The following is a 14,484-nucleotide window of genomic DNA, read 5'->3' as shown; positions in this document are numbered from 1 at the left end:
GCGGCGTGGCCAAACCGGCCGCGATCGGCCGTGTCCGGTTCCGTCGGCCCCAACGACCGAAAGTGATCGGGTGCCGTCGGTCAACTTCCGAAAGCGCTAGGTGTTTCACGTCAGAACGCGCTGTTGAATCCCCACAGCATCTCGGTGGGTTCGTCCACCCGCATCCGTATCCGCTCCAGGACCTCGGCCAGCACCGGGTGCTCCACCGTGCGCAGCTCCGCGAGATCCAGGGCGAGCAGGTCCGGCAGCTCGGGCAGCTCACCGGCCGGCGGCACCGCGGCCCCGGCCGCCTCCGGGCAGCCCTCCGGCAGCGCCTCCGTCTCCTTGCGGCTCGTACTCATCGCTTGCCCCTTTCCCGCCGACTACCCCCGTCATGCGGCCAGTTAGAGCCTGCCGTCTGTCACCTGCCGATGTCCACGATGCGGCGCGAGGTCTCCTCGGCCGCCGGTCCACCCCCGTCCGGCAGCCGCCGCCACTCCTCCAGCGCCAGCCGGTAGGCGTCCCGCGCCGCACGCGGCCGGCGCGCGTCCTCGTACACCTCGCCGCGCAGGTGGTACGCGCGGGCGCACAGCCGTACGGCGGGGGCGGGATCGGCCGCCTCCTCCTGGGCCGCGCGCGCCGCGTCCGCTGCGCGCCGGTAGGCGTCCGCCGCCTGTTCCAGCTGCGCGTCCAGGCGGGAGCGGCGGTGCGCCAGCCGGTGCGTGCCGCCCAGCTCCAGGAAGCACTCGGCGCGGACCATCGGATCGGGGGCGGACTGCGCGGCGAGCCCGAAGAGGTGCTCGGCCTCCCGCAGGTCCACCCGGTCGTCGTCGGACCGGCGCAGCATGAGGGCCCGGCCGAGGGCCAGCAGCCGCCGCGCCAGCCTGGGGTCACCGGCCGCGGTCTCCATCCGGCAGTCCCGCAGCACCCGGACCGTACGGTGGATGACGGCCCGGCCGCCGGGCTCGCGCGCCCGGCGCAGCAGCGCGTCGCCCCACTCCTCGATCAGGTCGCCGTAGCCCTCCCGGTCCCGCGGCACCGCCCGGCAGGCCGCCTCGTACCGCCGGTCGGCCTCCGCCAGATGCGAGACGTCGCCGTCCGCCTCGAAGCGCCGCACCGCCAGCCGGGCGGCGCGCATCAGGACGGCGGCCCGCTCGTCCGGTCCCTGCGCTGCCTCCCCCACCTCCTCGACCAGCCGGCCCGCCCGGTCCAGCGCGTCGCCGCCGAGCGTCAGCAGCGCGTCCACCAGGTCCAGCCGGGCCCACAGCCGGGCGTCCTCGGGCGCGCCCTCCGCGGCCATCGCGTCGGCCGCGTGCGTCAGCGAGGCAGCCGCCTGCTGGGCGTGTGCCTCGGCCTGTTCCCGGTCGGCGGCCGTGCCGGCCAGCCGCAGCAGCGCCCGGCCGTGCGCCAGCGGCAGGCCGGAGGGCTGGGCCTCGTCGTACGGCCAGGCGTCGGCGAACGCCTCCAGCATCCCGACGGTCTCCTGGAGCAGCCCGCTGTCGCCGCCGAGCCGCCACTGCTCCTCCAGGACCCGCACCCGCTCCAGGGTGATCTCCAGGGCGTGCCACGGCTCCAGCCCCGCGGTCGCGCACACGGCGGTGAACTCCCGGTCCGCACGGCGCAGCAGGTCCAGCGCGCCGCGCCCGTCACCGGCCGCGCGCCGCTCCCCCGCCTCCCTGTGCAGCACCCGCCCGAGGGCCGTGCGAGCCCGTGCCCCGCCGTTCTGCGCGGCCGTACGGGCCGCCTCGTGCGCCTCGCGCAGCAGCGCCCGGCCGCCCTGGAGTTCCCACAGCCGCAGCAGGGTCTCCGCCAGCTCGCTCCACAACGCCGTGTCGGAGCCCCGGTGCCGTTCGCCTTCCGTGGCGTGCCGCAGCAGCTGCACCGCGTCGAGGAGGTTCTGCACCATGCCGTCGGCGGCGAACCGCCGCACCAGGGCCTGCGAGCGGCGTACCGCCTCCGAGGACGCCGGGCCGCCCGGGCCCTCGTGCGCGTCGGCCGAGACGCTGCGCAGCGGGACGAACCGCTCCAGTACGTGCGCGGCGACCTCGGCGAACGGCTGCGGCGCGCGCACGCCGGGCCCGTCGGGCAGCGGGTGGGTGCGCAGCCGCGCCACCGACTCCACGGCGTCCGCCGCCCGGTCGCCGGTGAGCTGGGCGATGGCGAGCGCGGGGAAGTTCGGGCCGCCCTTGCCGAACCGTTGCTCCACGTACGCGGAGCAGTGCTTGAGCACCAGCAGCGCCTCGTCCCTGCCCAGCGGCCCGAGCAGCACCTCCTGCACGCCCTTGACGAACTCGTACCAGGGGCCGCCGGCCATCGACTCGCCGTCCGTCCGGGTCAGCAGCCCCCCGAGCAGCACCTCGGACAGCTCCGCAGGTCCGGTGCCGGGCAGCATCGTGCGCTGCACCAGCTGCATCACCGGCAGGCACAGCGGCGCCGCCGCCAGGTAGACGGCGAGCTGCGCGGCGCCGGGCGAGGCAGCGCGCCGGAAGCGCGCGACGACCTCGGCGGCGGGCAGCGGGTCGCGGGGGCGGGGCGCGGGGGCCGGCGGCTGGTCGGCACGGAGCCAGCCGACGGCGGCGGGCACCTGTCCCGCGCCCGTACCGGAGAGCAGCTTCGCCCAGGCCGCGAGGGCGCCGGCGGCGGGCGGCAGCACGGGCACCGGCAGCGCGCCGGGCGCGGCCTGCGCGGTGTCGCCCGTGAAGTGCAGCGCCGTGGCGTAGGACGGGCCTTCGCCGCGGCGCAGCGTGCCGTAGGAGACGGGCAGCCGGGTGCGGGACCACATGCGCTGCGGCAGCGGCTGGAGGACGGCGAGCGGGCCCTGCCGGGCGAGCCGGTGCAGCAGCCGGTGCGCGTGGCCGCTGCGCCACAAGGGACCCGCGCAGTCGCTGACCAGGACGGTGACGCGGCGCCCTGTGGGGTCGCTGAGCTGGTCGGCGGAGCGTAACGGCGCGTGGCCCGGCTCGAATCGGCGGGAGACCGCGGGGGCGCCGTCCGGCCCCTGGTGCAGGAAGTGCACCTGTACGTCACGGAAGGCGCCCAACTGTGCGAAAACCTGCTGGAGTTCGTACAGCAGCCGGTCCCAGACGCACATCGAGGAGGCGGCGTCCATCACCAGCTGGAGCGACGCCTCGGCCCGCGGCACCGCCCGGAACACCGGCATCACCAGGCCGCCCGACCGCGCGCTGCGCTCCGCCGTCGCCCGCTCGTCCAGCACGTGCCGCACGGCGGGCGCCGCGCTGCGGTACCGCTGGAGGGGGCGCAGGGCGCGCTGCAGGGCGAGCAGGTCGGGCAGCGCGGGCGCGGCGGGCACGCCCACGGGCAGGCCGGTGCCGTACGGGCCGGCGGGCGCGCCGGTGCCGTCCGGACCGGCGCCGGGCAGCTCCTGGCCGTCCGGGTAGAGCGCGACGCGGGAGGCGGCGGGCGGCCCGGCGGACGCGTCGCCGGGCGGCTCGCGGTCGGTACCGGTGCCGCCCGGGGGCGTGCCGGTACGCGCGGGCGCGGACGCCTGCCCGCCCGGCGGTCCGCTCCCGGCGGCCGCCGTACCGCCGCCGCTCTCCTGCTCCGCCGCGCCGCCGCGCGGCCGGGACCACTGCGCCAGCCACAGGGCGTCGGCGAGCTCCCCGGCGTCCGGGTCCAGGCCCGCGCTGCGCAGGGCGGCGACCACGTCGGCCCAGCTCTGCGGGGCGGTGGGGCGTCCGGCACGGTCCCGCATCACGCCATCACCTCGGCCGGTCGAGGCGCTGGATGAGGAGGTCGGCGAGCCGGTCGCGGGTGGTCGGAGCCGCCTGGTGGGTGAGGTAGATGGCGTTCAGCAGCTGGTCGGCGGCGAGCAGTTCGCTGCGGGAACGTTCCAGGAAGCGGGCGATCAGGTCGTCCCCCGCGCGGGCCGCCTCCTCGCCGAGGTGTGCCCGTACGACCGTGGCCAGCCGTTTGTGGTCGGGCTGCCCCAGCTCCAGATGGATGCAGCGGCGCAGCAGCGGCGCGGGGAAGTCCCGTTCGCCGTTGCTGGTGAGGATGACGAACGGGAAGGCGTGGCAGCGCACCCGGCCGTCGCGGATGCGGACCTTCTGGCCGTCGTCGGTGAGCACCTCCACCTCGGGCTCCCGCTCGGCCAGCCGCTCCAGCTCCGGGATCGAGAACTCGCCCTCCTCCAGGACGTTCAGCAGGTCGTTGGGGAGGTCGATGTCGCTCTTGTCCAGCTCGTCGACGAGCAGGACGCGCGGCTGCGCGGTGGGCAGCAGGGCCGTGCCGAGCGGGCCGAGCCGGATGTAGCTGCCGATGCCGCCGGGCGCCGCGGCCTGCGCGCCGGGCCCGCCGGCCGCCCGGCTGCTCGCGGCGATCTGCACGTCCTGGAGCCGGGCGATGGCGTCGTAGTGGTACAGCCCGTCGCCCAGCGTCGTCCGGCTCACGATCGGCCAGCGCAGCACCCGGCCGAGCTTCAGCTCGTGTGCGACGGCGTGCGCGAGGGTGCTCTTGCCGGTGCCCGGATTGCCGGTGACCAGCAGCGGACGGCGGAGGTACAGCGCGGCGTTGACGATCTCCAGTTCTTCGGCGCTGGGCCGGTGCATCTCCGCGACGTGCTCGCCGAGCCGCCGGGTGGAGGAGCTGTCGGTGGCCGGGCCCGGCGCGACGAGCGGGGCACCGTCGAAGTCCCGCCAGGGCGGTGGGTCGGGGAGCGCCGCGATGCCGTCGTGGGGCTCGCCCGTGCCGCGGTAGATGAGCCATTCGTTCGGTCCGCTCACTGCGAACTCCTCATCACTGGTGGGTCATCGGCGGTTGCGCACCGGCCACGTCCCGACCGTATCGGGACCGGCGGCGGCCCGGTAGGAGCACACGGAAAGACGCGCGTCCCTCACGGTGTCTCCAGCACGTCGTCGTCCCCCGGCAGCGGCCGTCCGGGATCGTCGTACAACAGCGTGATCCCGCGTGACCAGTATGCTTCCGGCTCTCCCGCGCCGATGCCGGCGCGCAGCTCACGGACGGCGGCGGGCAGCCGGTGGGCGGTCGTCCCGCTCTTCACCGTGCGCAGGACGCCGCGGTGGTACTCCCCGCACACCGGGTCCATGCGCTCCCTGCGCCACAGTGCCACCGGATGTCCGCTGCCGACGATCCGGCGGACCGTCTCGCGTCCTCCGTCGCCCCCGGGAACCCGGCACAGCACCGGGAAGGTCCGCGGCCCCAGGTCCCGCAGGGCCTCGGGGGTCACGTCCTCGGGGCGGCCCTCGGCGCAGTCGACACAGGCGTGGTCCATGCCGTCCTCGTGCAGCCGCGTCCAGCGCTCCTGCGGGCCGGGCCCCGGCTCCGTACCGTCCGGCGAGGTGCCCGGGGGCCGGTCGGCACAGCGCACCACCACCGGCCGCAGCTCCCCTATCGGCCGGGATCCGGGCGGTATCCGCCAGGTGTCCACGTCCAGGTCCAGCAGCGCCTGTCTGAGGGCGACTTCGAGGACGGCGGGTCTGTCCGGCTCGTCGCTGCGGCGGAACGCCTCGCCCAGCGGCCCGGCCAGCTCGGCGGGCAGGTCGGCCAGCGCGGTGCCGTGCCGGCCCTCGCCCAGCGGCAGGTCGCCGGCGGGTCTGCTCGCGGTGATGTACCAGTCGAACCGGCCCTGCTCCCAGGCGCGTTCGGTGATCTCCAGCAGTACCGAGGGCAGCGGTCCAGCGGCCGCGGCGTCCTCCGCGCGCCGGGCCCGGCCGATCGCGCGGGCGCGCACCCTGGCGTGCCACTCGGCGCCCAGACGGTTCCTGGCCAGCGGCGGCAGTTCGGTCATCGCCAGGTCGCGCACCCAGTCCCAGACCGCCTCGGCGGCCTCGGGTGCGGCCGGGTAGGGGTGCTCGGCGGTGGCGGCGTACACCGCGTACCGCAGTACTGCCTCCAACTCGCTGTGAGCGTCGCGGAGTTCCAGCCGGTCGAGGTAGACCTCCAGGCCCTCGCGCCAGCCACGGGGCGCGATCCGCAGCCCCTCGCCGCGTCTCGGGAGCAGCTCGTCGACCAGGGCCACCAGCGCGGGCGTGCCGGCCGGCGGCGGGAGCTGGGCGAGCAGGCCGTGCAGTACCACGCGGCGCTTGGGCGTCAGCGCGGCGACCGTGGAGGCCGAGGCGGGCAGTCCGCTCTGCGCCTCCGTCCAGGTGTCCCGGGCCTCGCTGACGTCGGCGTGCAGATCGGCGTGGTACCGGTCGTGCGCGTGCAGCACGCGGTGGTACGGGTCGTCCTCCTCGCGGGCGATCCGGGCGCCGGGGACGCCGATGCGGCGCAGCTGGGCCAGCGCGACGCCGAGCCCGCCGTCCCGCGCGCCGCCCCGCCGTCCCTTCAGCACGCCGATCACCTCGCCGCGCTCCACGTCGACCAGCGGGCCACCGGACAGCCCCTCCGGCATCTCGTCCTCGTTGCCCAGCCGCAGCAGTCCCTCGCCGCCGAACTCGCCGCGTACGGTGCAGCGTCCGTCGAACGCGCCGACCGTCCCGGCGATCTCGGTGTACCCGAAGTAGGCGACGCGCTCGCCGCCGTGCGCCCGCACCGTGCGCGGCGAGAGCCAGCAGCAGGCGTGTGCGGTGGGCTGGAGCAGCCGGATCAGGGCGAGGTCGGGCGCGGGCAGGAAACCGCCGGTGCGCACGGCGGGCTCGGCCCACTCGACGCGGCCGCGTGCGCTGCCCCCTTCGAAGCTGACCCCCACTTCGCCCCCCTCGCCCTCGAGCGCGACATGGGCGCAGGTGAGCACCCAGTTGGGGGCGACGAAGAAGCCGCTGCCCCACAGGGGCGGCTCCGGCGGCCCTTCGTGGGGATACCCGTCGCGGACGGCGTGGATGCGCACGGTGGCGGCCTTGACGAGCGGGGCGAAGCGCCGGGAGAAGTACGCGTCCGGATCGTGCGCCCCGTTCATGCGCCGCCCCCGGTCCCGCCCTCCGCGAGGTCGGCGGGCGGGTCGCCCTGCCAGGTGAGGGTGACGTTGAGGGCGGCCTTGGCCTCGCCGTCGGCGAGCAGCCCGACCAGGGTCCCCGACTTCCCGCTCAGTTCGATGCCGAACTGCACGCTGACCTCGTCGGGCCGCAGTCCCCGCAGTGCTCCGGCGAGCGACCGGGCGACGCCGTGCACCAGCCCGTCCAGGCTCTCCACCCGGCCGACGACGCGATCGGTGAAGAAGCCGCTGTCGGCGTAGTCGGTGCCCTCTCCCCCGCCGCGCCGCCCGCTGTCCACGTACGCCGCGCTCCGCGGCCCCGGCAGGAGTCCTTCGGCGCCGGATATCCGGGCCCAGACGGGCGTGCCGTCCGGCAGTTCGATACGTGCGACACGTGTCGCGTCCTCGCTCATGCCACCCCCCGTTGTCCGCTGGGCCAGGAGACGCTCCCGCGTCCGGAGCCGATGCGGGGTCCCGGACCGCGGCTGCCTATCCTGACCTGGAATGTCCTTACCCCTACCCCTTTAGCGGAGCGCTCACGTGTATTTCACCGACCGAGGCATCGAGGAGCTGGAGAGCCGACGCGGCGAGGAGGAGGTGACCCTCGGCTGGGTCGCCGAGCAGCTGCGCACGTTCGTCGACCTCAACCCCGACTTCGAGGTGCCGGTGGAGCGGCTGGCGACGTGGCTGGCGCGGCTGGACGACGAGGACGACGAGTAAGGGGGGAGCGTCCGCGGGGCGGCCGCGCGGTGCTTGACTTCCGCAGACCGCGATATATCGTGTTCCACAGGGAACGCGATATGTTGCGTTGCCCGTCTACCGAAGGGGGTCCGGAATGTCAGCCCGGAAAGAGTGGCCGGACGGCCCGGTCGAGGTGACCGCACCGCGCACGCTCGACATCGAGGCGCCGGTGGACACGCTGCAGGTACGCGTCTTCGGCGGCACGGTCAACGTCGTCGGCAGCACCGGCACCGACCGCACCCGCGTCGAGATCACCGAGATCCACGGCCCGCCGCTGACCGTCTCCTACGACGCGGGCACCCTCACCGTCGGCTACGACGACCTGCCCTGGAAGAACTTCCTGAAGTTCCTGGAGCGCAAGTCCTGGCAGCGCAGCGCGGTCGTCTCGGTGACCGTGCCGGCCGCCGCCGGGGTGGAGCTGGGCACGGTCGGCGCCGGCGCGGTGGTCTCCGGCATCGCCGGCCGTACGGAGCTGCGCGGCGTCTCCGGCGACAGCACGCTCGTCCGGCTGGCCGGACCGGTGCGCGCCGAGACCGTCTCGGGCCGGGTGGAGGCCCAGGCCGTCGGCGGCGACCTGCGGTTCCAGTCCGTCTCCGGTGACCTCACCGTCATCGAGGGCGGCGGCGGTGCGGTACGCGCCGAGACCGTCAGCGGCGACCTGGCGGTCGACCTGGACCCGGCGGCCAAGGGCACCGACGTACGGCTGACGACGGTCTCCGGCGAGGTCGCCATCCGGCTGCCGGACCCCGCCGACGCCGAGGTGGAGGCCAACACCACCAGCGGCCGGGTCGCGAACGCCTTCGAGGACCTGCGGGTCGGCGGCCAGTGGGGGGCCAAGAACATCACCGGGCGGCTCGGCGCGGGCACCGGCCGCCTGAAGGTCACCACCGTCTCCGGCTCCCTGGCGCTGCTGCGCCGCCCGCGTTCCGAGGACGCCCCCGCCGACCCGCCCGCCGACAAGAAGGTGCTGTAAGCCATGCCTCCCGTCTTCGCGCACGGCCGCCTCCGTCTGTATCTGCTGAAGCTGCTGGACGAGGCGCCCCGCCACGGTTACGAGATCATCCGGCTGCTGGAGGAACGCTTCCAGGGCCTGTACGCGCCCTCCGCCGGCACCGTCTACCCCCGCCTCGCCAAGCTCTCCGACGAAGGCCTGGTCACGCACGCCACCGAGGGCGGCCGCAAGGTCTACTCCATCACCGAGACGGGCCGCGCCGAACTGGCGGCGCGCGGCGGTGAACTGGCCGAACTGGAGCTGGAGATCAGGGAGTCCGTCGCCGCGCTCGCCTCCGACATCCGCGAGGACGTCAGCGGCTCCGCGCGCGACCTGCGCCGCGAGATGCGCGAGGCCGCGCAGGCCACCCGCAGGCAGGGCGGCCGTCCGGACGGCACGGAGTACGGCAAGGGCGAGGCGTACGGCTACCCCGACCCGTCGGACTTCTTCGACCGCGCCGTCGGCGACCCCGAGGCCTGGCGGCAGGCCAAGGAGGAGTTCCGGCGCGCCAAGGAGGAGTGGAAGGAGCAGGCCCGGCGCGCCAAGGAGGAGAGCCGGCGCGCCAAGCAGGAGGCGCAGCGCGCCCGGCGGCAGGCCAGGACCGCCAAGGACTCCGCGCGCGAGGAGGTCCAGGAGGCCCTCCGCCGGGTGCAGGAGAAGGCCCAGGAGCATGTGCGGTCCGGCGACTGGCCGGGCGCGGTACGTGAAGCGCTCTCCGAGGTCTCGCGGGAGGTCGGCCGCTTCACGGAAGGCCTCACGGCCCCGTCCGGGTCCTCCGGCGCCCCTCAGGACACCGGCCCCGCGGACTTCAGGAAGGACGCGGCTTCCGAAGGGGGCCCGACGGCACCTCCCGCGCCCGCGTGGGCGCGGGAACCGGCCACCGGTGACCCGGCCCGCGACCTGGACCGGCTGCTGGACCGCTTCCGCGACGACCTCAGGGACGCCGCGCGCGATCACGGCGTGGACGAGGAGCAGTTGGCGGAGGCCCGCCGGCAACTCGCGGCGACCGCCGCACACATCGGCGCGCTGCTGCGCCGCCCCGCACGGTAGTCACTCACGGTCATTTTCGAAGGGCTGGGTTCACCCCGGGTAATCGGGGCACCCGGCCCTTCGCAGGGCCGTCCGTCCACCCTGGACCGACTACGGCGTTCCGTAGCCCCCTGGCCTTGCCGACGCTGGAAGTCAACTCTTCTCGCTCATAGAGACCTTGAAGGCCATGAGGTGTGCGATGTCGGAATACCCCGCGGTTGCCCGTCGGCTGTGGCATCAGTTCGAACCGCTGCACGCCACTCTCTACTTCGCCCCCGAGGCCTTCGAGGAAGCCGCGGCGATCGGGTACGACGTCGGCACCCGCTGGCCCAGCTACTTCGCCTGGCGCACCGCGCCGTTGGGTGCCGCGGGGCCGGAGCTGGTGTCCGCCACGTACTACAGCTTCAGTCCGCGGATGGTCGAGCAGTACGTGCCGCTGATCTGGTCGACCGCCGCGCCCGCCAAGGTCCTCGAAGCCCGGCTGCGCGCGATGGACCGGGTGCTGCGCGGGCTGATCGACGGCCGGCTGACCAAGGAGCAGCTCGCGGAGGCGGCCCGGCTGGCCCGCCAGGCGGCGGAGAACGCGATCCCCGCCGCCCGGCCGCTGGCCGCCGCCAACCTGGACCTGCCCTGGCCCGCCGAGCCGCACCTGGAGCTGTGGCAGGCGCTGACCATCCTGCGCGAGCACCGCGGCGACGGGCACCTGGCCGCGCTGCTCACCGCGGGCCTGGACCCGTGCGAGTCGCTGGTCTCCTTCGCCGCGGTGGGCGCGGCCCCGGAGGAGCACTTCCGCAGCCGGGGCTGGACCGCACAGGAGTGGAGCCAGGCCCGCGACCGGCTCGCCGCACGCGGCTGGATCGCGCCCGACGGCCGGGCCACCGGCCAGGCGCGCGAGGGCCGGGAGGAGGTCGAGCGGATGACGGACCGGCTGGCGGCCGGGCCCTGGCGGGCGCTGGGCCGGGCCCGCGCCGACCGCTTCGCGCAGCTGATCAAGCCGCTGCTGGCGGCCGTCTTCGAGTCCGGCCACCTCCCGAGGACCACCACCCTGGGCATCGGGAGGATCCGGGTCGCGTACTGACGCTCCGGGGGCGCGCGGATGTCTCCGCTCCGGCTGCCACGGGCGGTGGCCGGGGTGCCGCGGATGCCGGCCGGCTGCCGCGTACGGTGTCCTTCAGGCGGCCCGGGGCGGCTCGGCGAGCACCCGCTCGACCCCGGCGCGGGTCACGCCGTGGTCCGCCAGGACGGCGGTCGCCACGCCGGCGCCCGTGGTCAGCGCGAGCAGCAGGTGCTCGTCGCCGATGTGCTGCTCGCCGCGGCCGAGGGCGATCCGCAGCGAGCGTTCCAGTACGCCCTTCGCCTCGCGGGTGAAGGGGCGCCGCCCCAAGCGCCCCCGCGCCCGCGGCTCCGCCTGTGCCAGCGCCTCCTCCAGTGCCGCCCGGCGCGCGGGCACCCCGAGCGCCGCCAGTGCCTCGGCCGCGGCCGTGCCTTCCTGGTCCAGCAGTGTCAGGAGCAGTTCCTCCTCGCCCACCGTGCCACTGCCGGTGAGGTCGGCGCGGGCGGCGGCGCCCCGTACGACCTCCCGGGCGCTCGCCGTGAACGTCTCGAACATCAGCGCCTCCCGTGCTTCTTGTGGACCGCCTGCCGGCCGACCCCGGCGCGTCGGCGGTCTCCTGCCACGACCAGCCTCCGGCGCGGGCGCCGCGCACCTGCACCGCTTTCCGTTGCTCCGACGGCACGCCCCGGACGGACGCCTCAGGACACCTGCGACATCTCGCTGTCCGCCTTGTGCTGGATGGCGGACAGCACGGCCGCCGGGTTCCCGTCCTCGCTGACGGCGCCCGCGATCCGCTCCTGGAGGGCCGCGGTCACCTGTGGCCCGCCCACCGTGTCCAGCTGCGGGAACTGCGCGCCGCCCAGCTGGTCGACGAAGGGCCACAGCGCGCGGTGGTGGCCGTCCGCGCGCATCACCTCGGCCGCCGGCACGGTGACCGGCAGCGTGCCCTCCTGCTCGGCGTACCGGGTGACGTTCGGCGTGCTGTAGAGGAAGTCCAGGAACGCGCCGGCCTCCCGGGCGTGCCCGCGCTGCTGGAACGCCACCAGCCAGTCCGTCCGGCCGGTCGGCGTGGCACCGCCGCCCTGCCGCCGCGGGAAGGCGGCCGTGCCGTACGCCAGGTGCGCCCGGTCGGCCCGTGCCATCAGCGCCGGGTGGGCGAGCAGCATCCCGACCTTCCCGGTGACGAAACCGCGGTAGGCCTCGGTGCGGTTCAGGCCGGCTCCCTCCGCCCCGGTCAGCCCCGGCACCACCAGCCGGTCGCGGACGGCGCGGAGCGCCGTGACGTTCTGCGGGGAGTCCAGTATCCAGCTGCCGCCCAGGCCGACGTAGCCGCCGCCGTTGCCGAGCAGCCAGCTGAGCGTCTCGTCCTCGGCGGCCTCGGGACCGAGCTGGAGCGCGTACGGCGTCCGCACGCCCGCTTCGCGCAGCGCGGCGGCGTCCGCGGCGAGTTCGGTCCAGGACGTCGGCGGGCCGTCGAGACCGGCCTTCTCGAAGAGCTTCTTGTTGTAGAAGAGGCGCGGCGTGCTCGCGCGGAACGGCAGCCCGTACTGCACGTGGCTGATCTCCCCGGCCCGCGCCAGCGACGGCACGAAGTCGGCCTGGGTGCCGATGGAGAGCAGGTCGTCGGCGCTGTAGAGCCGTTCCGCCCGCGCGTAGGAGGCGAAGGCGCCCGTCTGCGCGATGTCCGGCGCCTTTCCTGCCGCGACGCGCGCCGCCACCACCTTGTCGAGCCGGGTGTGCGGCACCCGGTCCACGTCCACCGCGATGCCGGGGTGCCGCTTCTCGAAGGCGGCGACGAGCTCCTTCCAGAACCCGGTGCCGGCCTGTGTGCCGTCCTCGCCGTAGTCGGCCACCACCACCTGCAAGGTGACGTCCGCGTCCCCCGCGCCGCCGGAGCCGCACGCGCCGAGCGTGAGCGCCAGCACCAGCGCCAGCCCGGCCGCGCGTCTCCGACCGGCTGCCCGTCCCGTCGCGCGTAAGGGCGCGCTTCGCCGCCGTATGACCATGTCCGCCTCTGTGCCGAAATCCCGCGGGCGAGCGGCGGTTCCCCCCAGCCGTGCCCCTGCGCCACTTCCTGCGCACATGATTGCCGCACGGTTCGCACGGAGGTGCGGAAATCAGCCGCCTACGGAAGGGGCGGACGGGACGAGTGTGACCACTGCGGCGACGCCGTCCGGGCCCGCGTCGAGTCCGGCGGCGAACCCGGCGGGCAGCAGCGCGGCGTCGTAGCGGCCGAGCCGCACCGGCTCCCCGGCCGCGGCGGGCGTCAGCACCACCTCGCCGGCCACCGCCGCGACCAGGACGGCCCCGTCCGGGCCCGCCGCCGGGCGCACCGCGTACCGGCCGCGGGCCATCACCACGTCAGCGGTGCACCGTCCGTCCCGCACCATGACGTTGAAGTTGACGACGGGGCCGGCCGCGAGCCGGCAGTCCGTGGCGGCGCCACCGGGGAACGACAGCGGCCGGAACCGCTCGCCGACAGCGGTCCGCTCCCCGTCGACGGTCAGCTCCATACCGGCCCCGGCCACCATCGTCAGGACGCGCCGGACGCCGGGCAGCGGGGAGTACGGACCGTCCCGGTCCACGTCCGCCAGGCTCACCCGCCAGTCGAAGGCGTCCCAGCCGGCGCCGGGCGGCCCGGCGGCGATCTCCCGGGTGACGCCGCCCCCGTTGCTCCAGGGGGCGGCGGCGCGTCCGGCGGCCGGCAGCAGCTGCACGCGGTCCATCAGAGGTGCCGGGTCCATCAGACGGTCAGCACGACCTTGCCGAAGAGGTCGCCCTCCGCCATCTTCGCGAAGCCCTCGCGGGCCCGGTCCAGCGGCAGTTCCGAGTCGATGACCGGCTTGACGCCCTTGGCGGCGCAGAAGCTGAGCAGCCCGGCCAGCTCGTCCTTGCTGCCCATCGTCGAGCCGACGACCTTCAGCTCCAGGAAGAAGATGCGGTTCAGCTCGGTCTTCTCGGGGTTGAAGCCACTGGTGGCGCCGGAGATGACCAGGGTGCCGCCGGGCTTGAGGGACCGGACGGAGTGCGACCAGGTGGCGGCGCCGACGGTCTCGATGACGGCGTCGACCCGCTGCGGCAGCCGCTCGCCGGTCGCGAAGGCGCCCTCGGCACCCAGCTCCAGCGCCCGCTTGCGCTTGGCCTCGTCCCGGCTGGTGGCGAAGACCCGCAGGCCGGCCGCCGCGCCGAGCACGATCGCCGCGGTGGCCACGCCGCCGCCCGCGCCCTGGACCAGTACCGAGTCCCCGGGCCGTACGCCGGCGTTGGTGAAGAGCATCCGGTACGCGGTCAGCCACGCGGTCGGCAGGCAGGCCGCCTCCGCGAAGCTGAGCTCCTTCGGCTTGGGCAGGACGTTCCAGGCCGGGACGGCGACCTGCTCGGCGAAGGTGCCCTGGTACCGCTCGGTGAGGATCGAGCGCGGCTCCTCCGGGCCGACGCCGTGGCCGGACTGGCCGATCACGGAGTGGATGACGACCTCGTTGCCCTCCGCGTCGGTGCCGGCCGCGTCGCAGCCGAGGATCATCGGGAGGGCTTCTTCGCCGAGCCCCACACCGCGCAGCGACCAGAGGTCGTGGTGGTTGAGGGAGGCGGCCTTGACGTTGACGGTCGTCCAACCGGGGCGGACCTCGGGAGCCGGGCGCTCGCCCAACTCCAGGCCGCTGAGCGGATCGTCACGGTCGATTCGGGCGGCATAGGCAGCGAACATGATCCCAACGTAGGCGTCGGATACGCCGTTGCGGAACCGCTACGCGGTGTGACACGCGCCCCTTCAGGGGCGCGGGGAACTGCGCGACCGGC

General features: G+C 75.2%; 12 protein-coding genes and 1 pseudogene. 4 read left to right on the top strand and 9 right to left on the bottom strand.

Annotated features, from left to right (window positions below):
• Positions 1-110 precede the first annotated feature (110 nt).
• The 5 genes and pseudogenes from fxsA to AAC944_RS24545 all read right to left on the bottom strand — a co-directional run.
• Positions 111-341: an FxSxx-COOH cyclophane-containing RiPP peptide gene (gene fxsA, locus AAC944_RS24565; protein WP_037772925.1), complete on the bottom strand. Its 231-nt coding sequence runs from the start codon at positions 339-341 to the stop codon at positions 111-113.
• Positions 342-400: 59 nt separating this feature from the next.
• Positions 401-3,691 (bottom strand): SAV_2336 N-terminal domain-related protein, encoded by a 3,291-nt coding sequence (locus AAC944_RS24560; RefSeq protein ID WP_051872174.1) that lies wholly within the window; start codon positions 3,689-3,691, stop codon positions 401-403.
• 7 nt (positions 3,692-3,698) lie between these two features.
• Positions 3,699-4,721 carry an AAA family ATPase gene (locus AAC944_RS24555; RefSeq protein ID WP_030620942.1) on the bottom strand — a complete coding sequence of 341 codons (1,023 nt, stop codon included), beginning with the start codon at positions 4,719-4,721 and terminating at the stop codon, positions 3,699-3,701.
• 110 nt (positions 4,722-4,831) lie between these two features.
• Entirely contained in the window at positions 4,832-6,856 is a 2,025-nt protein-coding gene (locus AAC944_RS24550) for a VMAP-C domain-containing protein (protein ID WP_051872173.1), read from the bottom strand.
• A 29-nt stretch (positions 6,857-6,885) separates the two neighbouring features.
• Positions 6,886-7,284 (bottom strand): annotated as a pseudogene (locus tag AAC944_RS24545) (CU044_2847 family protein); the annotation flags it as partial.
• A 127-nt stretch (positions 7,285-7,411) separates the two neighbouring features.
• On the opposite strand from AAC944_RS24545, the gene AAC944_RS24540 reads away from it, so the two are divergent.
• The 4 genes from AAC944_RS24540 (at position 7,412) to AAC944_RS24525 (ending at position 10,710) form a co-directional block, all read left to right on the top strand.
• Positions 7,412-7,591, top strand: a complete 180-nt coding sequence (locus tag AAC944_RS24540; RefSeq protein ID WP_018536135.1) for a DUF6104 family protein — start codon at positions 7,412-7,414, stop codon at positions 7,589-7,591.
• A 115-nt stretch (positions 7,592-7,706) separates the two neighbouring features.
• Positions 7,707-8,585, top strand: a complete 879-nt coding sequence (locus tag AAC944_RS24535) for a DUF4097 family beta strand repeat-containing protein (RefSeq protein ID WP_051872171.1) — start codon at positions 7,707-7,709, stop codon at positions 8,583-8,585.
• A 3-nt stretch (positions 8,586-8,588) separates the two neighbouring features.
• Positions 8,589-9,653: a PadR family transcriptional regulator gene (locus AAC944_RS24530; protein WP_030620934.1), complete on the top strand. Its 1,065-nt coding sequence runs from the start codon at positions 8,589-8,591 to the stop codon at positions 9,651-9,653.
• Positions 9,654-9,831: 178 nt separating this feature from the next.
• Complete coding sequence (locus AAC944_RS24525) at positions 9,832-10,710, top strand: SCO6745 family protein (protein ID WP_030620931.1); 879 nt, start codon at positions 9,832-9,834, stop codon at positions 10,708-10,710.
• 93 nt (positions 10,711-10,803) lie between these two features.
• Here AAC944_RS24525 and AAC944_RS24520 read toward each other — a convergent pair whose 3' ends face one another.
• From AAC944_RS24520 to AAC944_RS24505, 4 genes are all read right to left on the bottom strand, one after another.
• Positions 10,804-11,241 (bottom strand): Clp protease N-terminal domain-containing protein, encoded by a 438-nt coding sequence (locus tag AAC944_RS24520; RefSeq protein ID WP_030620928.1) that lies wholly within the window; start codon positions 11,239-11,241, stop codon positions 10,804-10,806.
• A 143-nt stretch (positions 11,242-11,384) separates the two neighbouring features.
• A complete protein-coding gene (locus AAC944_RS24515) occupies positions 11,385-12,611 on the bottom strand; it encodes an extracellular solute-binding protein (RefSeq protein ID WP_051872170.1) in 1,227 nt (408 codons plus the stop codon).
• Between the two features lie 192 nt (positions 12,612-12,803).
• Positions 12,804-13,430 (bottom strand): HutD/Ves family protein, encoded by a 627-nt coding sequence (locus AAC944_RS24510; RefSeq protein ID WP_368396438.1) that lies wholly within the window; start codon positions 13,428-13,430, stop codon positions 12,804-12,806.
• The gene (locus AAC944_RS24505) at positions 13,430-14,392 is read right to left on the bottom strand and encodes a zinc-binding dehydrogenase (RefSeq protein ID WP_030620920.1); all 963 of its coding nucleotides are present in this window, start codon (positions 14,390-14,392) and stop codon (positions 13,430-13,432) included. Before AAC944_RS24505 ends, AAC944_RS24510 begins: the two co-directional genes overlap by 1 nt.
• Between the last annotated feature and the right edge of the window lie 92 nt (positions 14,393-14,484).

Origin of the sequence: Streptomyces sclerotialus, from assembly GCF_040907265.1 — a bacterium.
GTDB lineage: Bacteria > Actinomycetota > Actinomycetes > Streptomycetales > Streptomycetaceae > Streptomyces > Streptomyces sclerotialus.
The sequence above is the reverse complement of the archived record's forward strand: the minus strand, read 5'-3'. Positions and strand labels throughout refer to the sequence as shown.